Origin of the sequence: Pedobacter sp. 22226, assembly GCF_052045455.1 — a bacterium.
Classification (GTDB): Bacteria; Bacteroidota; Bacteroidia; order Sphingobacteriales; family Sphingobacteriaceae; genus Pedobacter; species Pedobacter jeongneungensis.
Map to the genome: position 1 here is coordinate 143,833 of NZ_JBQEPB010000003.1, position 24,556 is coordinate 168,388.

General features: G+C 41.0%; 13 protein-coding genes. 5 read left to right on the forward strand and 8 right to left on the reverse strand.

Features of this window, described 5'->3' with window-relative positions:
- Nucleotides 1–7 precede the first annotated feature (7 nt).
- Nucleotides 8–1,564 (reverse strand): SusD/RagB family nutrient-binding outer membrane lipoprotein, encoded by a 1,557-nt coding sequence (locus ACTJKC_RS07555; RefSeq protein ID WP_440790927.1) that lies wholly within the window; start codon nt 1,562–1,564, stop codon nt 8–10.
- An 11-nt stretch (nt 1,565–1,575) separates the two neighbouring features.
- A complete protein-coding gene (locus tag ACTJKC_RS07560) occupies nt 1,576–4,656 on the reverse strand; it encodes a SusC/RagA family TonB-linked outer membrane protein (RefSeq protein WP_440790928.1) in 3,081 nt (1,026 codons plus the stop codon).
- 233 nt (nt 4,657–4,889) lie between these two features.
- Between ACTJKC_RS07560 and ACTJKC_RS07565 the strand changes: the two genes are divergently transcribed.
- Entirely contained in the window at nt 4,890–5,636 is a 747-nt protein-coding gene (locus ACTJKC_RS07565) for a DeoR/GlpR family DNA-binding transcription regulator (RefSeq protein ID WP_440790929.1), read from the forward strand.
- Between the two features lie 291 nt (nt 5,637–5,927).
- Here ACTJKC_RS07565 and ACTJKC_RS07570 read toward each other — a convergent pair whose 3' ends face one another.
- The 3 genes from ACTJKC_RS07570 to ACTJKC_RS07580 all read right to left on the reverse strand — a co-directional run bounded on the left by ACTJKC_RS07570 (nt 5,928) and on the right by ACTJKC_RS07580 (nt 11,735).
- A complete protein-coding gene (locus ACTJKC_RS07570) occupies nt 5,928–7,223 on the reverse strand; it encodes a RagB/SusD family nutrient uptake outer membrane protein (RefSeq protein WP_440790930.1) in 1,296 nt (431 codons plus the stop codon).
- Between the two features lie 17 nt (nt 7,224–7,240).
- Nucleotides 7,241–10,378: a SusC/RagA family TonB-linked outer membrane protein gene (locus tag ACTJKC_RS07575; RefSeq protein WP_440790931.1), complete on the reverse strand. Its 3,138-nt coding sequence runs from the start codon at nt 10,376–10,378 to the stop codon at nt 7,241–7,243.
- 160 nt (nt 10,379–10,538) lie between these two features.
- Entirely contained in the window at nt 10,539–11,735 is a 1,197-nt protein-coding gene (locus ACTJKC_RS07580) for an anhydro-N-acetylmuramic acid kinase (protein ID WP_440790932.1), read from the reverse strand.
- Between the two features lie 151 nt (nt 11,736–11,886).
- On the opposite strand from ACTJKC_RS07580, the gene nagB reads away from it, so the two are divergent.
- From nagB to ACTJKC_RS07595, 3 genes are all read left to right on the forward strand, one after another.
- The gene (nagB, locus tag ACTJKC_RS07585; protein ID WP_344853275.1) at nt 11,887–13,812 is read left to right on the forward strand and encodes a glucosamine-6-phosphate deaminase; all 1,926 of its coding nucleotides are present in this window, start codon (nt 11,887–11,889) and stop codon (nt 13,810–13,812) included.
- A 667-nt stretch (nt 13,813–14,479) separates the two neighbouring features.
- Nucleotides 14,480–15,640 (forward strand): acyltransferase family protein, encoded by a 1,161-nt coding sequence (locus ACTJKC_RS07590; protein ID WP_440790933.1) that lies wholly within the window; start codon nt 14,480–14,482, stop codon nt 15,638–15,640.
- Between the two features lie 37 nt (nt 15,641–15,677).
- Nucleotides 15,678–16,709 (forward strand): LacI family DNA-binding transcriptional regulator, encoded by a 1,032-nt coding sequence (locus ACTJKC_RS07595; RefSeq protein ID WP_440790934.1) that lies wholly within the window; start codon nt 15,678–15,680, stop codon nt 16,707–16,709.
- Nucleotides 16,710–17,081: 372 nt separating this feature from the next.
- On the opposite strand, the gene ACTJKC_RS07600 is transcribed toward ACTJKC_RS07595, so the two are convergent.
- Nucleotides 17,082–18,626, reverse strand: coding sequence for a glycoside hydrolase family 10 protein (locus ACTJKC_RS07600; RefSeq protein ID WP_344853278.1), 1,545 nt, complete (start codon nt 18,624–18,626; stop codon nt 17,082–17,084).
- Nucleotides 18,627–18,831: 205 nt separating this feature from the next.
- Here ACTJKC_RS07600 and ACTJKC_RS07605 point away from each other — a divergent pair, with 205 nt between their 5' ends.
- Nucleotides 18,832–19,734 (forward strand): hypothetical protein, encoded by a 903-nt coding sequence (locus ACTJKC_RS07605; protein WP_440790935.1) that lies wholly within the window; start codon nt 18,832–18,834, stop codon nt 19,732–19,734.
- Between the two features lie 41 nt (nt 19,735–19,775).
- Here the strand turns inward: ACTJKC_RS07605 and ACTJKC_RS07610 are convergent, their stop codons facing one another.
- Complete coding sequence (locus ACTJKC_RS07610) at nt 19,776–23,447, reverse strand: ATP-binding protein (RefSeq protein WP_440790936.1); 3,672 nt, start codon at nt 23,445–23,447, stop codon at nt 19,776–19,778.
- 150 nt (nt 23,448–23,597) lie between these two features.
- Nucleotides 23,598–24,479, reverse strand: a complete 882-nt coding sequence (fabD, locus tag ACTJKC_RS07615) for an ACP S-malonyltransferase (protein WP_344853281.1) — start codon at nt 24,477–24,479, stop codon at nt 23,598–23,600.
- Between the last annotated feature and the right edge of the window lie 77 nt (nt 24,480–24,556).

Sequence of the window (24,556 nt, forward strand, 5' to 3'; positions counted from 1 at the left end):
GGTGAAATTACGGTTGAGAGAACCACATTTTATAGGTGTGATAGTCATTTTTGTCTGCTCCTATTTTCTTTAGCGCTTCCACATTCCATAAGTATTCAGAATTATAGCGTGGGCGGTAACGTTGTGCGGGTTTGCCTCCGTTATCTGTAAAGAAACTGGCTGGAAACCTGTACACATTTAAGTAAGGATTATTTCCGGCAGCATCTCCAACATTATAATTATACTTTCTTAAATCGCACCATGTCTCTACAAAACCATAACCATAAAGCGCCAGGTATTTCTGCAACATAATATCTTTTAAAGTTAGCGTTGCCGGCGTTTGCTTTACAGATGTACTGGCCATATAAGCGGCTTTTTCGGCAGGAGTAATTGCTGTTCCCAAAGCACTTACAAAATCAATACTCGAGCTTATGCCATTCAGGTACGCAGTATGAGCTAAGGCGAAATCTCCTTTTCTAAAAGCAGCTTCTGCTTTGATAAATTGCATTTCGCTAAAAGTCATGATCGGGAAACCAGCATTATCTTTAAATAAATACTTACCCTGGTTTGGCCCCGGGTTAGCGCCACCTAATACTCCCCATACGTTTGGAATCTGGTTTTTATTTACTGCAGTTCCAGCATCGGCCGTATAAGGTGCGGCGCCTCTGAAAACACCATCAGCAGATATAGTTACCATATTATTACGGCGGGGATCGATTACTAACGGGCTGTTGGCAGCGGCAAAAATAGTACCATCAAGTAAGGCAACCATGATTGCTGTTTGACGATAAGAACCCATATTAGCCCTTAACGGACCAAAGAAGTTTCCGTTTGCAGCAGTAGTTCCGGTATTGGGAACAATAAAATTATCAGCATTACCGGCTAAAGATTTATCAACGTATTCGATCACTTTCGCAGGGTCATAAATAGCTTTATTAACCAGATTATTTGCATTTCTGGCCAAAACACCGTAATTAAATTTTACCCATTTAGTATTATCGCCGGCATAGATTAAATCGGCAGGACCAAACTTTACAACTGTACCTGTACCATCTGTTCTGGTAAAATTAGTTATAGATTGATTGGCTAACCTTACAACTTCGGCATAAACTTCCGGTTGTGTATCGTAATCATAAACATAGCGGTTAACATCAAAAGCTTGTTTTAATATAATATCGCCATGATAGTCGGTGGTAGTTTGCCAGCTCCAGGCTTTCAATGCCTGCGCCATTCCAACGTAATTCCATTCCTGCTTAGCCTCAGAATCCTGAATAATCAGATTTAAGTTTGCGCCTAAGCCAAAATAATTGGTTCTCCATATTTCGCCCATGGCATCACTACCGGCAATCCAGCCATGCTGTTCTCCCACATTTACCGCTCCGCCAAAATACTGGATAAGTCCGCCCAAATACCTCGAATCGAATTGAACCCCACGCTCCATCTGGGCAAACAGCGGAGGAGTTAATGTTTTGCTCGAAACCTCTTGCGGAGTAGCCGGATCGGTATTTACATCCAGATATTTTTTACACCCCGAAGCTGTGGTTAACGCAGCAAAAACTGATAACAATAAATATATCTTTTTCATCTCTTTAATCTTTAAAAACCAATTTTCACACCTAAATTATAACCTCTTGGCAAGCCCACAGAACCAAAGTCGATACCTGTTCCTCCTAAACCACCAGATGCAGCACTTAATCCGTTAACTGACGGATCTACGCCTTTGTAATTTGTGATCAATAACAAATCGGTTCCGGTTGCAAAAACACTGGCACTTTTAATTACCCTGCTTTTTTCAAAAATGGCCTTCGGCAGGTTATAACTCAGCGTAATATCCTTCAACCTGATCCAATTGATATCCTTTTCCAGAAAATCGGCGGTATTGTAAAAGGTTGAATAATAAGTAGTGGTGATGTAAGGGATAACCACCACATTGTTCTTGGTTGGGTTGGCAGAATTCTCCAGTCCGTCGCGCATTACGCCCTGAATGATACGTGGCACTTCGCGGTCGGTACTTAATTTAGATAAACCTCTGGCATAAAGGTATAATTCTGTTGCATTGTAAATATCGCCGCCTTTACGCAGATCGAGCAAGAAAGAAAGGTTAAAGTTTTTATAGGTAAAACTATTGGTTAAACCTATCATGATGTCGGGTGCACGATCGCCCATTTGCGTAAAATTGGCATCTTTTATCGGCATTCCGTTTGCCGGGTTAATCAATAGCTGGCCGTCTTTATTTCTTAAATAATCGATACCAGCAAAGGCTGAAATTGAAGTTCCGACAGCATATTGAGCCCTAACATTATCAAAAAGCCAGCTATCTGATACATAAAACACATCCTGATTTGCAGGTAAGGATAAGATTTTACCTCTTGATCTTGATGCATTTGCTGAGATATCCCAGCTAAAGTTCTGCGTTCTCACCGGCGTACCTTTTACCAATAATTCAAACCCATGAACCCTGATTTTTCCACTGTTGATATACTGTAATACCGCACCTGATGCATAACTTAAACGAGGGGCAGTAATTTGTTTATCAGAAAGGTTGTGGTAATAAGAGAAATCGAAAGATAAACGGTTATTGAAAAAACCAAGTTCCATACCAATTTCTTTGGCTGTTGTAAATTCGGCCTCCAGATTCGGGTTACCCATATTTACATCCAATGCATAACCTCCGCCTGTTGTTTGCTGGGCAATGAGTTTATTATTTGTAACATAAGCTACCCTGGCATCTTTACCAGACTGGCCCCATGATCCTCTTAATTTACCGTACGATAACCAGCCTAAATCTTTTACAGCCTGTAAATTAGAAAACACAAAACTTAATGATGTTGCTGGGTAAAAGAAGGTATTATTTTTTTGTGGCAGTGTTGAAGATAAATCCTGACGGCCAGATAAGGTTAAGTAGAGATAGTTATCATACCCCAGCTCCGCGTTAGCAAAGAAACCAACTTTACGTTTCAGCTCATCTGTATAGGCAACTCTTTGTGTGGTAGGATCAATATTATTCATACTGAAAAAATTGGCCTGATAAAAACGTGTACCAAACTGAGCATTTACCTGATAAGAATCGTCTTTTATCTCTGTACCCACCCTGATAACAGGTTTAAATTTGCCAAAATCCTTTCTTGCAGTGGCTACAAAATTAGCTGTAACCAATCTTTCATTAGCATTGTAGGTATTTAAGCCACCACCAGCATTAGTGGTTTGCGCCTTGTTGGCCTCGTACGACTGAACATCATAGGCCGAAAGCCCGGTTTGAGAAAATATATCTGCACCAGCCGTTCCCTGCATGCTTAACCAGTTTGTTGGTGCATAAGTAAATCCGATGTTACCCAGCACACGGTTCATTTTATCGTAATTAGGGTTTCTTTCTACCCCCCAGTAAGGGTTATCAAGTTCGCCGCTTAAACTTCCGGTAATGGTTCTTCTTTCACCAAGCGGAGTTAAATAATTTCGCATATCATCTGTTAAGGGCCATGATAATGCGCTCAACATCGGGCTGCTTACTCCTTTATAGGTTTTATCAGTTCTTGACGAAATCAGGTTTAATGATGCATTCATGCTTATCTTATCACTAATTTTAGAATTCGCATTTATTTTACCATTAATTGTATTGTAGGCTGTACCCGGTATAATACCTTTCTGATCAGTATAACTTACTGTTGTTCTAACAGAAAGTTTATCGCTTCCACCTTCAATGGTTGCGTTGTGTTTTTGTGTAAAACCGGTTTTATAAAAATTGCCGATGTTATCGTACATCGTTTTATTTGCCGGATATTTTGCCCCAAAGAAAGTACGGGTTCTTTGTTCTTCATCAAAAACTCCGCCTGCCCCGCCACCATAAGTGGTTTGCACTTCCGGATAACGGTAAGTATTTTCTATCCTAAAAGAGTTACTGTAAGATACGCGTGCAGTACCCGCTTTTGCTTTTTTTGTGGTAATTACTACGGCACCAGATGCACCATCTGTTCCATATAAAGCTGAAGCCTCAGGTCCTTTCAGAATAGTAAGTGATTCTATCTCCTCCGGATTAATATCCATAGCCCTGTTGCCATAATCATTCTGGCGGTTAAAAGTGCCCTGCCCTACTAAATTATATTCGCTAAAAGTACGGTTGGAAATGGGTAACCCATCTACTACAAAAAGTGGCTGGTTATCGCCATCAAGAGAAATACCGCCACGGATAATCATCGTTGCTGAGGCACCCGGAGTACCCATTGTAGGAGTAATGGTAGCTCCGGCAACTCTACCCTGAAGGGCGTTCAGGAAGTTATCACGCTGTGTATCTGCAATATCAGATCCTTTTAATGTTTGTGCCGAATATCCCATTGCATCTTTCGATCTTTTTATACCAAAGGCCGTAACAACAACTTCATTCAGGTTGCCGGCATCTGTCGAAAGATTGATATTAATGGCGGTATTTGCACCCACTGCTTTCTCCTGTGTTTTAAAGCCAATGTAAGAGAAAACAAGTATATCAGCCTTTTGGGCTTTGATGGAATAATTTCCATCGGCATTGGTTTGTGCAACTATCGTGCTTCCTTTTACACGGATAGAAACACCAGGTATAGGCCCATCAGAAGATGTAACCTTACCGGTAATGGTTATTTGCTGCGCAATGGCATGAGCCAGCAACAAAAACGTACCAATAAAAATTAGTAGTAGTTTTTTTTTCATAAACTGCCAGTTTTGGAGGGGTGAAATGATTTGTTTAGTTGTTCAGTTAGTTATACAAAAACACGCACAATAACGCATTTTTATGCTAATATCATAAATTATTTGGAATAAAAAAGTATTTAACAAACTATTTACCAAGCAATAATAAAATTATATCGCAAAAACACGCAAAATCACGCAATATTTAAAAATCTAAAAATCTTTTATACTTTCGTTTAACCAAACATCTACCTATGTTAAAAAAAGAACGCCATGATTTTATTATGCGGCAGATCAACCTACACAACCGTGTATTAACCTCTGATCTGGTGCAATTGCTTAATGTGTCAGAAGATACGATCAGAAGGGATTTACAGGAACTTGTTGATGAAAACCTGCTTTACAAGGTGCATGGAGGTGCTTTATCCAAATCGTACCACAGCTCTTTTGATGACAGTACGGTTTATGCCAGGGACAGTAAAATCGCGATCGGTAGAAAGGCCGTCCAGCTGATAAAAGATGGCATGGTGGTTTTAACAGGCGGTGGAACCACAATTTTGGAATTTGTTAAACTGCTTCCGCAGGGAATTACGGCTACATTTTTTACCATTAGTCCGCTGGTAGCAGTAGAATTGGCCAAATACAATAATATTGAAGTAATTTTGATCGGTGGATTATTCTCTAAAAATTCGCAGGTTACTTACGGCGGTCAGGTAATTACACAATTATCAGAAATTAAGGCCGATTTGTGTTTGATGGGTACCAGCGCCATCCACCCTGATGAGGGTTTAACCGATACTTATTGGGAAATTAACCAGCTTAAAAAAGCGATGCTGGCCTGTGCAAAAAGAACAGCGGTACTCTGCATCTCCGAAAAACTCGATATTGCGTTAAGGTTGAGGGTTTGCCCGATAGAAAGCATCAGCTACCTGATTACGGAGCTGGATGTAGAAAATGAATCGCTTTCGCGCTACCGCGAAAAAGAGCTGAATATTTTATAGCAAAAAGGCTGTATTATCAATATAGAATGATCATCCTGAGGAATAATTAGTGCATAAGTCAATATTTTGACAGAAAGCCACTGCCTCTAACTTCCCTAAGCTATCGTCATTTTGAGCGGAGTGCAACGCAGTCGAGAACCACGGAAATGCTCAGCGAAGTAAATCTATCTCGAGGTAGATCTCTCTGCTTGGCTAGAACCTGTCAAAACACCATCTAAGGTGTTTTGACAGGGTTCAACGCGACAATTTTTAAAGAGACTAATTTGATCATACAACCTTTTTACCGACCTCCTAAAAAGTTGGATCGGCAGGGGTATTGGTATTGTTATCGCGCTCCTGGAATGGATAAGGAAAAAAATTCCGTTTACGATCTGCCAGCGGCTGATTAAACCTTCTCATGTCTTCAATTTTTAAGCCTGAGGCATACAGTTCAATTGAACGGTGTTTATAAATCAGATCCAATAATTGTTGTTGGGTATAAGGGCCAACCAATGGCGGCAATGCTGCGGCCACTCCAAAAAGATCTGAGGTTTTGGTTACCACCTTGTTTAACTCAATTAACGAATTGGTGAGGTCCGGCTGGCGGGCAAGTGCTTCGGCTTTGATTAAAATGATCTCGCCCGGTAAGTAAATCGGGAAAGGACTTGCAGTTGCTGCAGAAAAACCATTCATGCGTAAAGTTGCCGGAGATCCTGCCATAAGGGTATAAAAAGGAATTCTTTTATCCGCAGCATCAGGAACATTTGCGCCTGTTAGACCTAAGTTTGCATTTAATGGCTGAAAAACATTATTGGAAGAAATAATGCTGAACAGGATATTCGGCGAAGTAGCATCAAATTTAAAAAATGAAGCTTTTGTTAAATCCACTGCATTGGCTTCTGTTAAGGCAAGCGTATAATTACCAGAAAATAGTGCATAACGTGCTTTTAAGGCATGTATGGTATTTACAATATTTACATCTGTGGGTGCATTACTTAAAAAGCTGGCCGAAATTGGATTGGCAGCAATAACTGTTAGGGCATTATCCAAAACGGCGATTGCTTTGTTAAAACCCGCAGCACGGGTAATGTAGGCTACGTTTTTACCTGTACCATCAGGAATTTTTTCCCAATATTGCGCCATATTGCCAATAGCCAGTGCTTTAAATATGCTCGAATAAGCAATTAAACCTGCGGCGTAGCCCTTATCACCCAAATTATTGGCGTTGGTAATTACCAGATCGGCATCGTACACAATTTTATTTGCACTGGCCCAAAGGTTAAACAGAATGGTATTGGTTCCATCCACTGCACTGCCACCGGTACTTAACTGCAATTCGGGAATATTTCCTGAATTGAGCAACCTCAACTCGTTGGTTACAAAACCATTTGCAGCTATAGAACTGAACATTACGCCCGTTCTGCTTAAAGTATATACCCGTTGCAAACCAATGGCCACAGCAGTTAAGCCCTGTTGCGAACCTAAAGCTACATCCGTTTTTGCCCTCGATGGATCCTGATATTCTTTCGTGCAAGAGGCTAAGCACAATGCTAACGAAAGCGTTAAACAGGTTATTTTTGTCGAAATATTATTTTTTAAAATTTTCATAAAAATTTCTTTAACGATTATAATTTAACTGACAGACCTAAACTAAAAGTGCGCGGAATTGGCACCGAACCAAAATCGATATTTCGCAATATGGTCGATTGTCCGCCAGAATTTAACTCCGGATCATACCCTTTGTAATTATCCCACGAAATCAGGTTTCTGCCGCTCACCGTTACAGTAAGGTCTCTTAAGAATTTCAGTTTCCCCACATTATAGCTTAATGAAATCTCCCTTAACTTTACAAAAGAGCCATCATCAATCCGCCACTCTTCAATGGCATAAACACCGGCAACATAACCTCTTGGCAATAAGCCCATTTGTTCCTGCTCGGCTACCTTACCGTTTCCAACACCCTGGCGGGTTCTCCAGTCGGCATTCCACACATCTCCTCCCTGTACAGCATCGAACTGCACATGTAAATTCAGCTTTTTATAGGTAAAATCATTCACAAACGACATGTTATAATCAGGGTTCGGATTCCCGATTACTTTACGTAAAGTGGTCCCTGTAGGCATGCCGTTGGCATCACGCTGAGGGGTAAATGTGGTAGCGGAATTTTGAATCCCTTTTTCAATCTGCGGAATACCAGCGGCATTGGTTAACAGACTGCCATCCGGATTACGTGCAAAAAAAGTTCCGTAGAAAACACCGATTGCTTCACCATTTATAATCGCCACAGGAGCACCGGGATTTGTACTGAATAACCTTAAACCGCCTACATCAAGCGCTGTATTCCTGTTTCTGTTAAATACAACCGATGTATTCCATTTAAAATCTTTAGCCGAAACAGGCGTTCCGTTCAGTACCAGCTCAATACCCTTGTTCCTCAAAGAGCCTATGTTATCCAGCAAGCTTGAAAACCCTGTTGAAGGTGCCTGTACGCTGGCAATTAACAAATCGCTCACTTTTTTATTATACCAGTTAAACTGTAAGCCTAACCTGTTTTTAAAGAAAGACAGGTCGGTTCCCAATTCCAGTTCGCGCTGACGTTCGGGCTTAACATTTTCGTTTGCGAGGGTTGCGCTGGAGAAAAGTGAAGCCCGGCCTAAAAACGATTGAGTAGAATATGCATTAATCCGGTCATAAGCACCAATACCGGTTAAGTTGCCCGATTCGCCATAAGCGGCCCTGATTTTAAAAGCATCCCACCAATCGGAAACACCAAAGCTTTTCCAGTAATCGGCCGAGGAAAGCACATAACTTAAACTTCCTTTTAAATATTCCTGTGTGCGGTTGGCCGATCCGAAAACAGATGACTGATCTATCCTTAGCGCACCGGTAACAAATAAATGATCTTTATATTTAAAGTTTTGCTGAACATAACCGCCACTTACTGAAAGCTCTGTACGGCCATCAATACTGGGCAATTGGGTTGCCGCGGCATTTACCGTTTCGATTAATGGTGCCAAACCCCTACCGTTTACCAGCTGATACCTGGTTTTTTCATACTGGAAGGAATAACCCACCTGTGTTGTTGATGAAATCAGATTGGATAATTTGGCCTGGTAAGTGGCATTAAACTCATTGTTAAACTGAAAAGCATTGTTTGTTGCCGCACTTGCATAGCCATTTAATGTACCATCTAAAGCAGCGCCTCCACCATAAAAATCTGGATTTACGTTATATGCAAAAGGTGGAATATAAGTTGAGCCGCTCTGACCCGAATTATCAACACCCAATGTAAAATCCAACGTCAGATTTTTTACCGGGTACAATTTTAAATTGGCATTGGCAATAATGCGGTTGGTTTCCTGGCGCTGTTTAATATCTTCGATTACCGAAACGGGATTTACCCTGCCCCGTTCGCCCACTGCAAGTAAATTGCCGTTTGCATCTCTTGCAAAAATATCATGGAAGTTACCAATAATGGTGACCGAGTTCATGGGTGAGAAAAATGAATTTCCATCGGGTTTCTCGTTGGCAGAACTGCGGATATAATTTAAACCTGCACTCAGTTTTGCCCATTCGGTGATTTTCTGATCGATGTTTGCCCTGAAATTATAACGGGTAAAATCGGTATTTTTAATAATTCCCTGGTTGCTGAAATATGCCGCCGAAGTATAATACTTTGTGTTCTCATTCCCTCCTGAAACAGATATAGTATTATCGGTACCCGTAGCCGACTGGAAGATATAGTCCTGATAATTGTAACGGGTTACCGGCGTGGTATTGGTGAGCAGAACAGCCGGATCGCCAACTGTCTGGATCACATCCTGCGTAAAGGAATTAACCGAACCTCCAAACTTTACCGGCGATTGGTTTACCTCAATTTGTTTGCGTAAATGGCTTAGCGTTAAACTGGTGCTAAAATTAACCTGTGCTGCTCCGCTTACCCCTTTTTTGGTAAAAATCTGGATCACCCCCGAATTTGCCCGCGAACCGTAAATGGCCGCAGCAGCAGCTCCGTTTAAAACTTCTATACGCTCAATGTCTGCCGGGTTAATATCAACCATCCTGTTCTGACCGATACTGCCTACAAAGTTTCCGCCATCGTAATTGCTTGATGTGTTGGTAACCCTGGTGGTCGAATTGTTTACAATTACCCCATCAATAATGTAAAGTGGTTCGGATGATGAATTAACAGAGCTAATTCCCCTCAAACGGACAGATAAGCCGCCGGCAGGATCACCTGAATTCTGACTGATCTGCGCACCCGCAGTTTTTCCCTGTAGTGATGAAAGTACGTTTCCGCTGGGTGCCTTATTAAGGTCATCTCCTTTAACGGTACTTACATAACTTCCCAGTTCTTTTCTGGTGGTTCCCTGCGATGTTCCGGTTACAATTACCTCGTCCAAACCAACAGCATCGGCACCTAAGGCAGCATTTAACTGAACCTGATCGTTGCCGCCAAGGTCGACCGACTGAATTTTACTCTTATAGCCCACATAAGAAAACTGGACCTGGTATTTACCGGGAGCTAAATCTACCGCAAAAGTATAGCCACCGTTGGCATTGGTACTGGTTGCCAAATTTGTATTGAGGATTTTAACCACAACGCCCGGGATGGCTTCGTTATTTGAGGCATCGGTCACTTTACCATTAATGGTATAGCGCTTGTTCTGTGCCTGAGCCATCTCTGTAAACAGAAGCAGCAGAAATGGGATCAACAAAATTGCAAAAAATCCTGTTGACCATTTTAGGTAACTTTTTTCCATAAAATTTGGTTTGTGTTAGAAGATTAGTGTTAAAACAAATTTAACAAAATACCGCACAAAGAATGTTGAAAGGTTAGGATGTTGAAAAGTTTGAAGTTATAAGGTTGGAATATGGGAATGTTTGAAGGTTGAAATGTTAATGGACGCTATGGACTCCACTTTACTCCGGGAGGCTAATTTTCCCCATACAAACCGAAGGTACCCCTTTCCTGTCGCCAAAGTTGATCGGTTTACCGCAAAGGGTTTCGTTTGCCAGCACAGCAAATAAAACGGCTTCCTTAGCATCAGGATTGATATTTAAATCATCTGTGGTTAAAAAATTACAGGACGGCAATATTGCCTGAAGCTGTTTTACCAGCAATGGATTATGCATTCCGCCGCCGCTCATAAACACCTGTGCGCGAGCATTTTCTCCAAAACAGCGTTTTATCGCATTGGCGATGGTTTCGGCAGAAAAGTGGCATAACGTAGCCATTACATCCTCTTTACTAATGTCGATTGTGGAAGATATTTCCTGAGCTTTTGTTACATATTCGAGGTTAAAAAGTTCCGGCCCGGTGGTTTTAGGAAAATCCAGGTCAAAAAAACCACAATCGAGCAAAGCAGACAAAAGCTGATTATTTACCTCACCACTCAGGGCTACAGCCGCATTTTTATCGTAAAACCGGTTAAAATGTTTTTGCATGTACTGATCCATCAGCGTATTCCCCGGACCAACATCTGTAGAAAAAACCGCACCGGCATCCATACTTCCCGGCAGGTACGTAAAATTAGCGATCCCGCCAATATTGAGCATTACGCGGTCTTCTCCGGCTTTCGAAAACATCAGGTAATCACCATAAACTGCTAAAGGTGCACCTTCGCCGCCTGCAGCCAAATGTTTCTGCCTGAAATCAGAAAGGGTAATAATCCCGGTTTTTATGGCAATGTGGTCGCCATCTCCAATCTGCAGCGTACCATTTGGATAATCGGCCTGTTGATGCAAAGATTTTGGCGCATGGAAAATCGTTTGTCCGTGGCTCGCTATAAAATCAACCTCTTCCTTTTCTACCCCCCATTCTTCCAAAGCTTCGTTAATCAGTGTTGCATGTGTATTGGCAATATGTTCATTCATGAGGCACACCAATTGCAGGTCGACTTCTTTTTTAGAAAAAACAGCTTTAATTTTCGCCCTGAAATCATCAGTATAATCGCCGGTTTTAAATTTCAGCAAACGGATATCCGAATCTGGTCCACTTCCTTTAACTGAACAGAGTGCTATATCCAGCCCATCCATAGAAGTTCCGCTCATTAAGCCGATAATAAAACGTTCTGTTTTTGCTGCTTTGCTGTACAACTTTTGAATCTGTGCGTTCATATTGATTTTATCTTAAAAAGATCAAACGTTTGTCTGCCCCCTAAATCGAATTTTATATAAATACTTCCAATAAAAGTAAATATCCTTTGTTACAAATCGGGCATAACTGCCTATATTTACTGCTCCGTACATTAAAATCCATATAAAAAAAATGGCTAGATTAAATCTACTGGAGGAGACACGTTTCGAGAAGTTACCCGTAAGCGTGTTCGAAAATCCAAAAATTGCTTCCGTTAATGTAGCACACCGCATTGCGGCACTCATTAAATCAAAACAAGCAAACAACGCACCTGCAGTACTGGGCTTAGCAACAGGTGTTACCCCAATTGCAGTTTATGCCGAACTGGTTAGACTGCACAAAGAAGAGGGTTTAAGTTTTAAAAACGTAATTACTTTTAATTTGGATGAATACTATCCAATGGCGCCAACTGCCGTACAGAGTTACGTTACCTTTATGAACGAAAACCTTTTCGATCATATCGATATCGACAGGAATAATGTTCACATTCCGGACGGTACATTAGCACTGGAGGATATTCCGGCATTTTGTTTGGAATATGAAAAGAAAATCGGTGATCTTGGCGGATTGGATATCCAGATTTTGGGTATTGGCCGTACTGGTCACATCGGGTTTAACGAGCCGGGCTCTGCACCGAACTCCGGTACCCGTTTAGTTACTTTAGATGACCTTACCCGCCGTGATGCTGCACGCGATTTCGGTGGAAAAAGCTTTGTACCAACCAAAGCCATTACCATGGGTATCGGTACCATTTTTAAAGCAAGGGAAATTATTTTAATGGCATGGAGCCGTAAAAAAGCTTCGATTATTAAAAAAGCGGTAGAAGGCGAAATTTCTGGCGATGTACCGGCAACCTACCTGCAGCTTTCTGAAAATGTAGAGTTTATCCTCGATGCACCAGCGGCTTCTGAACTAACCCGTTTTGATACGCCATGGCTGGTTAAAGATTGCGTTTGGACCGATGCTTTGATCCGTAAAGCGGTGATTTGGTTAGCCAACACCCTTAAAAAACCGATCTTAAAATTAACGGAAGACGATTATAACAATAATGGTATGGCACAACTGGCTACCGAAAAAGGGCCGGTTTACAACATCAACATTCATATTTTTAATAAACTACAGCACACCATTACCGGTTGGCCGGGCGGTAAACCAAATGCTGATGATTCTCAACGTCCAGAAAGAGCTGAACCGGCTAAAAAACGGGTAATTATCTTCTCGCCACATCCTGATGATGATGTAATTTCAATGGGCGGTACTTTTATCCGTTTGGTTGATCAGAAACATGATGTACACGTAGCTTACCAAACTTCTGGAAATACTGCTGTTTGGGACGACGATGCACTGCGTTTTGTTGAATTCAACGTAGATTTTACCGAGAAAATGGGTATGGATAATACGCATTTAAAGGATCTTTATAACAAGATGAGGACTTTTATTGAGCAGAAAAAACCAAACCAGGTAGATACTCCTGAAATTCAGACGGTTAAAGGATTAATCAGAAAAGGTGAAGCCATTGCTGGCGCACGTTACTGCGGTTTAGAGGATGATCATATTCATTTTCAGGCCCTTCCATTTTACGAAAGCGGTAAGGTGCAGAAAAACCCGGTAACTGATGCCGATATCGAGCTTACAATAGAATTACTACAAAAAGTTAAACCACACCAGGTTTACGCCGCAGGCGATTTTGAGGATCCACATGGTACGCACATTGTTTGTTTCAACATTATACTTGCCGCACTAAAACGCTTACGCAAAACCGAAGCCTGGGCACAGGATTGCTGGTTATGGATGTACCGCGGCGCCTGGTATGAGTTTGAAACGCATGAAATCGAAATGGCTGTTCCAATTTCTCCAAAAGAACTTGAGCGCAAAAAATATGCGATTTTTAAACACCAGAGTCAAAAAGACAGGGCCGTTTTCCCTGGTGATGATGCAAGGGAGTTCTGGCAACGTGCTGAAGACCGCAACCGCGATACCGCAAAAGCTTACGATGAACTTGGCCTTGCAGAGTACGAAGCAATGGAAGCTTTTGTACGCTGGAAGTTTGAAGATTAATTTAAAATGAACATCAATCCTGCTTTGTTAACGCAAAGCAGGATTTTTTTTGCCATACACCTACGCTGTCATGCTGAGCGTAGCGAAGCATCTTTAAAAAATTCTTTAATGAAAATGACCGTCATCTCGACTGAAGCGCAGCGGAATGCCTGCCCGTACAGGCGGGGAGAGATCTATCTAGTGAGATTTCCCTATTGGTAGTGTCTCACCAACCAACATAAAGCAAATTCCAATTATCCATTTTTTTAGGAAAGCAGTGTCTGTAGTACTTCGCTCCCGATAGTCCTGCCCTTTGCTTAATCCCGATAAAAAACCGATAAAACAATTAATCTTAAACCGGGATAACGCTGTCGGTCAGGTTTATTGAACATAGGGTAGCTCAATGCCGGTCCCGGTTTATCCAAGCGAATTTGCGTCATCTCGACTGAAGCGCAGCGGAATGCCTGCCCGTACAGGCGGGGAGAGATCTACCTAGAGATAGATTTAGCTTCGCTGAGCACTTACGTGGTTCTCGACTGCGTTGCACTCCGCTCGAAATGACGATACTGCTGAAATAAAACCTTAAAAGACAGCTTGCCCTCCCTCTTCACCCTCCTAAACTTCTCATTTATTTCTCTTTCTAAAAACAATACTCTAAATTAGTTAGCTCAATCCAAACCAACTGATCATGACCGAACCTAAACAACGATTGCTATCTCTTGATTTTTTCAGGGGACTAACAGTAGCTGCAATGATTTTAGTGAATAATCCGGGCAGTTGGGGCCACATTTACGCACCTTTAGAACATGCAGAATGGAACGGCTGCACCCCTACAGACCTGATTTTCCCATTCTTTTTATGGATTGTGGGCGTATCAATCACTTTTGCCATGAGCAGTAGCAAAGCAGATCCGGCTACACATCAAAAAACAATCATTAAAGCCATTAAACGAGGTGTAATACTTTATCTGCTCGGTTTTTTCCTGGCCATTTTCGGGAAAATCATCAGCGCCATTATCGATGATAAATCCATTTGGGAAGCCTTCCAAACCGTGAGGTTATTAGGAGTTTTGCAAAGAATAGGCATTGTTTTTATCATCAGTAGTATCATTTTTATTAAAGCATCGACCAAAACCATTTTCAGAACTTTCATCGTAATACTCGCTGTTTATTGGGCATTGATGACTTTTATCCCCGTTCCGGGCGTGGGTTATCCCAACCTGGAAAAAGAAACCAATTTAGCCGCCTGGATCGATCGTGGCATCTTAACCGAAGCGCATACCTGGGCATCTTCAAAAACATGGGATCCGGAAGGTATTTTAAGTACCTTACCCGCAATCGGCACCTGCCTTTTTGGTATTATGGTTGGTGTTTGGATGCGCAGAAAAGATGTAGATAATCCCACTAAAGTAGCCTGGCTTTTTACTACCGGCATTACAGCGGTTGTTTTAGGCCTGTTGTGGGATTTACAGTTCCCGATCAATAAAGCGCTGTGGACAAGCTCATATGTACTTTACGCCGGTGGACTGGCTTCTATCGGATTAGCGCTTTGTTACTGGATTATTGACGTTCAGGGTTATAAAAAATTTACCACTCCCTTCGTGGTTTATGGTGTAAATGCCATCACGGTATTTTTTCTTGCGGGGTTAGCCCCCAGAGTGCTCAACCTCATTCAGCTTACCAAACCCGATGGCACTAAAACGGGCTTACTGGTAAGGTTTTACGAAACCTGCTATACCCCGTTTTTTAGTCCGATAAATGCTTCACTGGTTTGGGCCATTACCTACGTACTCGGGTTTTATGTTTTGCTATATTTCATGTATAAAAAGAACATTATTATTAAGGTTTAGTAATTTCGCCCATTGTTTTGATGATTTACCTGACCAATTGAAAAAGAAAACCACTATATACGATATCGCCAATGCGCTTAACATTACGGTATCAACCGTTTCGAGGGCATTAAGCGGCTTCCCTGCCATCAGCGATACCACAAGAAAGGCTGTAGTAGACATGGCCAAAAAGCTGAACTACAGTCCAAATAAACTTGCTTCGGCCTTAAAATCAGGTAAAACCTATATTATCGGGGTAATTGTACCCAGTGTGGAGGCTCATTTTTTCGCTTCAATTATTCATTGCATAGAAGATGGCCTGAAAGACAGTGGGTACAGGGTCATTATTTATCAATCGAACGAAACTGTAGAAAACGAAATTAACGGGGTAAAAACATTGCTCGAAGCGCAGGTAGACGGCATTATGGCCTCTTTATCTTTAGAAACAAAAGACGTTTCCCATTTCGCCGAAATTATTGAACAAAATAAACCGCTTATCCTTTTCGACCGGGTAAATACCGGTTTAAATGTACCTACCATCACACTTGATGATTTTAAGGCAGGGTATATGGCCACTAAACATTTAATCGATAAGGGCTATAAAAAAATTGCATTCGTAACTACTGCCCATCAGGTTAAAATTTTTACCGATCGTTTAGAAGGATACAAGGCAGCACTTGCAGACCAAAAACTACCCGTTATAACAGATCATATAATTTTGGGCGGCTTGTCCATAAAAGACGGCCATTTTGGTGCAGGCGAATTAGTGCGCAACCATAAACCTGATGCCATTATTGCAGGCGACGATTTTACAGCCCTGGGGTTAATTCAAAAACTTAAGGAAATTGGTGTAACTCCACCTGAAATTGGGGTGATCGGCTTTGCGAACGAGGCTTTTTCTGCCTACATCACACCCAGTTTATCAACCATTGATCAGCATGCTTCGCAAATGGGTAAGGAATGCGCCACTATGTTCCTTAAAATGATCGGACAGAAAAATCCTTACGCAAAAATTGAGCATGTTATACTTAACCCCAGCATTATTGAAAGGGAATCGACTGATCCTTCGACTACGCTCAGGGCGACATAATAGTGCTCTTATAAGTTCAGTTATAACCGTCACCCTGAACATTTCAGGGTCTATCCAGCAGAAAGATGCTGAAATAAGTTCTGCCTGACAGCTTCAATAACGTGCCGTCATCCGGAATGAACCTAAACTTTGACAATCTGATAGGCAAAATGCCAAAAGATTGTCAAAGTAAATGTTTCAGTTATAGCCGTCACCCTGAATTCATTTCAGGGTCCTACATACTAAAAAAGCTCTCGAATCAACAAAGCCAAAAAAAGTCGTCATTGCTGGAGGAACGACGAAGCAATCTTACAACGATCGCTATAATCCATATTTTAAAGATTGCTTCGTCGGCTGAAAAAGCCTTCTCGCAATGACGTAAATCCGTGACTTCTATTCCTTTGCCAAAGGCACTTCTACGCCAACAGGTCCGCCAGGTTCACTTTCATTTTTTAAACGATCAAGCGCAGTTACCAGGTAGCTATACCGTTTCCCGCTTTCTACACTGGTATCAATAAATGAAAGGTAATCTTCGAAACTTATTTTAATGATATTTTTAGGGTCGAGCACCGAAATCTTTTCGCCTTCGCTAAAACGGTAAATTACAAAACCTGAAGCCGTTTCTCCATCTTTAGCTTTTAATGGAAGTTGCCATTTTAAATGCACGCCATCTTTTAGTGCATCAGCAGTTAAGGCCATCGGTTCATTTGGCGGTACTTCATCCAGCCATGGCATTTGTGGTGGCAAAGCCGGATATTTATAAAAATCGTTCTTTAACGAATCACCAACTGCTTTTGCAACGGTACTTAACGATTTGGAACTAAAAAATACGCTCCCCTGAATCCTGTTGTTTTCCCTTAGGTACCTGATCTGGTTCGGGATTTCGTTCAGATTCTTCCAGGCGGCTTCTGCCCTCGAATTAACTAAGTAAGCCCCCTGGCCAATGTACACATGCCTGCCATAGGTATTATTGCTCCACCAATCAACCAACACACCATAAGGCGCTACCCTTCTGGTAAACGTAAAATAAATCTGCGGATTGATATAATCTACCCATCCTTCTCTTACCCATTTCCGGCTATCGGCAAAAAGCTCCGCATAATTGGATAATCCACTCGTAGCAGAACCTTCGGGATCTTCATACTTATTTTTCCAGATACCAAACGGACTAATCCCGAATTTTACCCATTTTTTATAATGATGAATACTATCATCCAGTTGTTTAATCAACAGGTCTACGTTATTCCTGCGCCAATCTTTAATGTCTGAGAAATTATTAGGGTATTTATAAAAAGTATTGCCATCGTTAATGGTCTGTCCTTCTACCTTATAAGGATAAAAATAATCATCAAAATGGATGCCATCTACATCATATCCTTTCACTACATCCAAAATTACCTGCACAATATACTCCCTCACTTCCGGAATACCCGGATCGAACTGCTTTTTGCCTCCATAGGTAAAAAACCAGTCAGGATGTTTGCGGTAAGCATGGTCTTCGCTCAATACGGCAGAGCTGCTCATGCTTGCCCGGTAGGGGTTAAACCAGGCATGCAGTTCCATCCCCCTGAAATGGGCTTCTTTAATGGCAAAAGCCAGCGGATCATAGCCTGGTGCCGGCGCTAAACCCTGCTTTCCCATTAGCCACTGGCTCCAGGGCTCGCGCGATTTTGCATAAAAAGCGTCAGCCGCAGGCCTTACCTGCAAAATAATGGCATTCATGCCCTGGCTTTTATGCCGTTCTAAAATCCCGATCAGTTCTTGTTTTTGCTGATCAATGTTTAAACCCGGTCTGGATGGCCAGTCGATATTGGTAACAGTAGCCACCCATACACCTCTAAACTCCCTTTTTGGTGCAATTTTTGATAAAGGTTGTGCATTTAATATATAAGGTATTACAGTTAAAGATAAAAGTGCGTATAGGAAGTTTTTAAGCATTATTTCTGTCTTATTTTTTATTCAGGTTGTGTGTTTGTGTTAATTTGAATACAAATGAACATTAGCAAGTAAACGATTTTTTTTAAAAACTCTTATAAGTTTATTAAAAATTTTAATTTGCACCCTGCTAACTTAATTGTGTACCCCCATCTACCTATGGAAGAACAAAAGTATATTAATTTAAAGAAGATACAGCGTTATTAGAATGGAACCACAAAAGATTAATAAGGGTGACAGAAACAAAATTTACTTCCTCGTTATCGTTATAGCGGCTTTAATCGGCACAAATGCTTACCTGTTTTTTAAAGACCGAAAGCAGAGCGAAAGATCTGTAAGCATCAGTGCAGAAAAGGATAAGCTGCGACTCGAAGTAGAAAAGATTGAGGTTGAGCTAGATAAGGTAAATGCTTTAAACCTCGACCTGAACGATAAGCTTGTTGATGAACAGAAACTGGCGCGTGTTAAAATTGAAGAACTTAAGGCCGCATTAGAAAAAGGCCAGCTTACACAAGTTGAACTCGACAAAGCCAATGCACAGATTAATGAGCTGAAAACATTTGTAAGAAAATACAACGAGCAAATTATCCAGCTGCAAAAAGACAATATCTTTCTAAAAAATAGTAGAGATAGTTTACAAAACACCCTGAGGAACATCAGCAATAAGGCATCGAACCTGGAAAACGAAAACTCCAGCCTCAATGCAAAGGTTAAAACCGCAGCAGCATTAAAACTTCAAAATGCCGGGATTATTGCTTTCAGAACAAAATCGAGCGGCAAAAAAGTTGAAGTAACCAAATCGTCTACCGCCGAAAAACTGAGTGTCCGCTTTACCATCATCCCCAACCAGCTTGCAGAAAAAGGCCATCACAACATCTACTTAAGGGTATTTGATCCTGCAGGGAATTTACTGGCCGATGAAGGCAACCGTTTTGAAGCCGATGGGCAGGACATGCAGTACAGCCATTCTATCTTTATCAATTACAATAACGATGACAGCACCTATGTTATCGATTGGGCAAACCCAAAGCCTTTTATCAAAGGCATCTATACCGTAATTTTATATGCTGATGGTAATACCATGGGCAAGGCTCAGGTAGAGCTGAGGTAAAATTAAACGATCTTAATTAAACTGTAACCACAAATTTATTTTTAGGCCAAAGGGAAACTTAAATAGAAAGTAGTTCCAAAGCCATTTATTGAGGTAAATTTAACCGTTCCACCTGCATTTTCTACGGCCTGTTTTACAAAGGCAAGGCCTAAGCCGGTTCCGGATGTTTTTGTTGTAAAGTTGGGCACAAAGATCTTATCGTGCAGCGATGGCGGAATCCCCTTCCCATTATCTTTAATTTCGATGTAGGCATTCTGAGGATCCACATAAACGACAATGGTGATGCAGCATAACGACTCCTCATCAATGGCTTCTATAGCGTTTTTAAGCAGGTTATTGAAAGTTCTTAATAACTGATCGTGATCGGCCATAATTTCGATATCCCCGGTACTTTTGTTGATGATATCAATCGTAACATTCTCCGTGCTTTTAAAAACTTCCCTCGCCCGCTCAATAACGGGAAGCAATGCAAGACGCTCCAGATTAGTATCGGGCATTTTAGCAAAATTGGAGAACTCAGAAGCAATTTTCGATAAACTATCAATCTGCTCGATAAACGATTTGCTGAATTTGTTAAATTTCAGTTCGAAGTTCGGATCTTTCTCTCTCCATGATTTTTCCAATAACTGAACCCCAAGTTTTAAAGGCGTTAAAGGATTTTTAATTTCATGGGCAACCTGCTTGGCCATTTCGCGCCAGGCACTTTCCCGTTCCGATCGTGCCAGTTTTAGCGCACTGGCCTCTAAAGCCGAAATCATATTATTGTACTCTTTAATCAAAGAGCCGATTTCATCGTGCCTGCGCCATACAATCGGTGCATTTTTTTGCCCTATTTTAGTTTTGCTGATGCTCTCCTGAATAAAGGTTAACGGACTGGTAATCTGATTGGCTAAAAACACGGCCAGCACACCAATTGCCACAAAAACAAGTGCATAAATATTAATCAGGTTACTTACAAAAAGGGCAATCTTATCGGTATATTCTTCTTCATTTGAGTAGTTTGGCAGGCCGATATAGGCGATTGTTTTATTCTGGGCATTCCTGATGGGCGCATAAGCGGCAGCATAGGTTAAATTGCCGATTCTTTCTTTAGGGTTTATATACTCTGACCGGTGAAGGCTATTTAAGGATACGTAGGCCAGCGGGGGCATTTTCTTACCTATAATTTTATAATTATAAAGTTTAGGGTAAGTGGTCATCATCAGGTTTCCGCTTAAATCATATAAATTCAGGTCGGCATTGTTAATATCTGCAAAATTGTTAAAATCAGCCAATGCGTTTTCATCATTCGAGATAATTCCGTTGCTGAATACCTGTTTTTCAAAATTCTGCTGCACCTTTCTGATTTTATCTTTCAGTATTGCATCTTGCTGTCCCCGGTATTCAAGATTCATGTAATAATAGGTTACCCAGCCAACAATTACCAGTGTAGCCACCACAGAGAGCACAATAGAAACCTGAATCCTTGTTTTGTATAAGATTTTATTGGCATTAATCATCAATGAACGGTTGATGCTAAACCAACCCACCTTATCGTCATCGAGGTTTTTGATCAGCCAGATTAAGCCGTACAGTACTAAAGAGAAGATGATAAATACCAGAAAAAAGAAAGATAACGCGGCTAAACGTTCTACATAATCAACCTTCGCCTTACTGATAATAACCATTTTACTGCCAGAAGGCTTATAAATCATGTGGCTGTAATGCAGTTTATCGTCGTTATCAATTACAAAATCGTCCTTTTTGCCTTTAAATACACTGCCATCAAGCGGATAGGTATAGTTTCCTGATTGGTTTAGCAGCTTATTGTTGCTGTAAAAAGCAATGGAATAACCTTTAAAATCTTCATCTTTTGCCAGTTTCTGATCGCCTAATAGATCGGGCAGGCGGTTATTATAATTGTAGGGTTTAGACCGCAATTCGATAATGAGTGTACCGAGCAGATTACCCTGGTCTACCACTGAAATAATTCCAAAATAATCCTGATAACCAAAAGTATTGTTAACCTGATAGAAAAAGTTAGATCCGTCTATTTTTACCGAACCTGCTTCTACGAGGTTTTTATATTTATTGATCGGTGGACTATCTGAATTCCCCATAATCATCCCTGATCTATCGTAAGGATAAATCTGGTAGTCGTATCTGCTTAAATAACCATCCAGATAATCTTTCAGGTGGTTTTTAAGGACCGCATAGTTTGCTGTTTTATTTTGTTTAAAATATCTCGACAGAAAATCATCTTTAACAATTTCATTCCCTAAGGTACCCAGGGCAATAATGGCATTTAAATCTTCTGATGATTGTATTTTACGCGCCAATGGTTCGCGCAGGCTACGCTCTTTAATATCTTTATACCTTGTGTACTTAATAGAAGTATTAAAGGCCAGGCAGAAAAAAACAATGGCAAACAAACCGATAGAAAAGTGCTTTTCTTTGAGGTACACGGCCCTTGCAACGATAAATAATACCATTGCAAAAACAATAAAGAATGCATTAAAATCTACAAAAAGCTTATAGGTAAAAACAGCCGCAAAACCAATCAGGAAGATAATAATTCTTTCTTTGTTGGTTACATTGAGCTGACGGCTTACCGTGGCCGAAATTACTGTAATGAGGTAAATCTGAAACCAGGCGAGGCACAAAATTACAATTCCCACCCAACTGGTTCCGCTCAGTTTCAGGATGTTTACAATGTCGAAATTAATCTTGGAGTTGAAAATCAGTCCGAAAAAAATGTCGTCGGTATCCCACACAATCTGACCGATAAGCACCATTAAGGCCGCCTGAATAATTAAGCCTACAAACTTATTGCGCTTAATCCACTCTGGAAATTTATATTGCTCCTTATGGTTGTACATAAAAAGCAGCAACCAGGTGAGCACGATAACATTCAACAGAAAATCGCCCAATGAGGGCATCAGAAAACTATCTGCGTATATTTTTGGATCAAAAAGATCAAGGGTAAACCGGTGATTAAACCATCCATAATATAAATCGGATAAGCGGAAGGCCAGAAAGAAAAAGAGCAGAAGGAATGTTCCCCAGGCAATATGCCCACGGCGGGCAATGAGCGAGCTGAGGGAATTAAAAAACATACAAATACAGAGTATCCCTGCTATAAACAACCACAATTGAGTACCGGAATAGTAAGTTTCTGCGTATCCTTGTTTAACCTTAAGCCCGAATAAAAATTTATTGTCAAGGCTTTTTATTACATATACATCCTTATCGGTAAATGAAGCAAAGGTTAATAATTTAGTGGCTGATAAAATCGGGTCGATATCATTTTTAAAGTACTGTGTTTCCTTAAAAGGATATTGTGATTGAATGGAAATCAGGAAAATAAGACTAAAATTGCCCTGAGTGCTTTTAATCACCTCGTACCAGCCATTGGCAAAAAATAATACCGAACTACCCTCTTTAATGGTATTAGGATCTATATCAGAAACCTTAATGGTGCTCCAGTACTTAAGCTCACTATTTTCGAAGGTTAAAAGATTAACGCCGTTAATGTCGCGATAACGATTGATGAAATCGATCCCGTTTTTAGGATTGAGATGAAACTGCTTCGCTTTAGCTACTTCTTTTTTATTGTTTAAAAAAGCCTGTACCAACCGTTCTTTAGCCAAAAGGTTCTGCTGAATCTGTTCAGCATCGTGCTCCAGCAATTCGTCTTTAGTAGTAAAACGGCTCAACGAAACAGACGTTACCATAAGGCAACAGCCCAAAACGAGCAATAGAAACCTAATTTTTACACCAAAGCTCATTTTCATCTCCTGATAAAGATATTAAATATTGATAAAAAGCAACGCCATAAACTTTAGGCTTATGGCGCTGGCATTGTTATATTTTATTGCATTAAATTAAGCTATAGCAGCGCTGCTGGTTTGCACTTCGCGGCTTACTTTTTTAACCAGGCCCTGTAATACATTGCCCGGCCCCACTTCAACAAATTCAGTTGCACCATCTGCAAGCATATTGCCTACAGTTTGTGTCCAACGTACCGCACCCGTTAATTGTTTTATTAAATTTGCTTTAATCTCAGCCGGATCGGTGTAAGGCTTTGCATCAACATTCTGATAAACCGGGCAAATTGGGGCAGAAATATTGGTTGCCTCAATAGCGGCCTGTAATTCGATTTTAGCAGGCTCCATCAAAGGCGAGTGGAATGCACCACCTACATTTAATTTTAAAGCCCTTTTTGCACCAGCTTCGGTTAATTTGGCACAAGCCAGGTCAATACCTTCAATGCTTCCTGAAATTACCAGTTGCCCCGGGCAGTTGTAATTGGCCGGTACTACTACTGCATCAATTTCGGCACATATTTTTTCTACAACATCATCAGCCAAACCTAAAATAGCCGCCATTGTTGATGGCTCTGCCTCGCAGGCTTTCTGCATAGCATTAGCACGGGCAATAACCAACCTTAATCCATCTTCAAAGCTTAAGGCATTTGCCGCCACCAGGGCAGAAAATTCGCCTAAAGAGTGACCAGCCACCATATCAGGTTTAAAATCATCACCTAAAACCTTTGCTAAAATAACCGAATGCAAAAAGATAGCAGGCTGGGTTACATTGGTTTGTTTAAGTTCTTCATCTGTTCCTCCGAACATGATATCGCTGATGCGGAAACCGATAATTTCGTTTGCCTGTTCAAATAATGCTGCGGCTTTGGGGTTTTCGTAAAGATCTTTACCCATGCCTACAAACTGTGCTCCCTGTCCGGGAAAAATATATGCTTTCATATCCCTTAATCCCCTAAAGGGGAAATTAAATATTTAGTTAAATTGTTATTGTTAAATCCACACCCCCTCAAGGGGGC

Coding starts and splice junctions, on each gene's coding strand:
- ACTJKC_RS07565 (WP_440790929.1), top strand. CDS start 4,890: ATGTTAAAAAAAGAACGCCATGATTTTATTATGCGGCAGATCAACCTA.
- ACTJKC_RS07570 (WP_440790930.1), bottom strand. CDS start 7,223: ATGAAAATTTTAAAAAATAATATTTCGACAAAAATAACCTGTTTAACG.
- ACTJKC_RS07590 (WP_440790933.1), top strand. CDS start 14,480: ATGACCGAACCTAAACAACGATTGCTATCTCTTGATTTTTTCAGGGGA.
- ACTJKC_RS07600 (WP_344853278.1), bottom strand. CDS start 18,626: ATGCTTAAAAACTTCCTATACGCACTTTTATCTTTAACTGTAATACCT.
- ACTJKC_RS07555 (WP_440790927.1), bottom strand. CDS start 1,564: ATGAAAAAGATATATTTATTGTTATCAGTTTTTGCTGCGTTAACCACA.
- nagB (WP_344853275.1), top strand. CDS start 11,887: ATGGCTAGATTAAATCTACTGGAGGAGACACGTTTCGAGAAGTTACCC.
- ACTJKC_RS07575 (WP_440790931.1), bottom strand. CDS start 10,378: ATGGAAAAAAGTTACCTAAAATGGTCAACAGGATTTTTTGCAATTTTG.
- ACTJKC_RS07560 (WP_440790928.1), bottom strand. CDS start 4,656: ATGAAAAAAAAACTACTACTAATTTTTATTGGTACGTTTTTGTTGCTG.
- ACTJKC_RS07610 (WP_440790936.1), bottom strand. CDS start 23,447: ATGGTAACGTCTGTTTCGTTGAGCCGTTTTACTACTAAAGACGAATTG.
- ACTJKC_RS07580 (WP_440790932.1), bottom strand. CDS start 11,735: ATGAACGCACAGATTCAAAAGTTGTACAGCAAAGCAGCAAAAACAGAA.
- fabD (WP_344853281.1), bottom strand. CDS start 24,479: ATGAAAGCATATATTTTTCCCGGACAGGGAGCACAGTTTGTAGGCATG.
- ACTJKC_RS07605 (WP_440790935.1), top strand. CDS start 18,832: ATGGAACCACAAAAGATTAATAAGGGTGACAGAAACAAAATTTACTTC.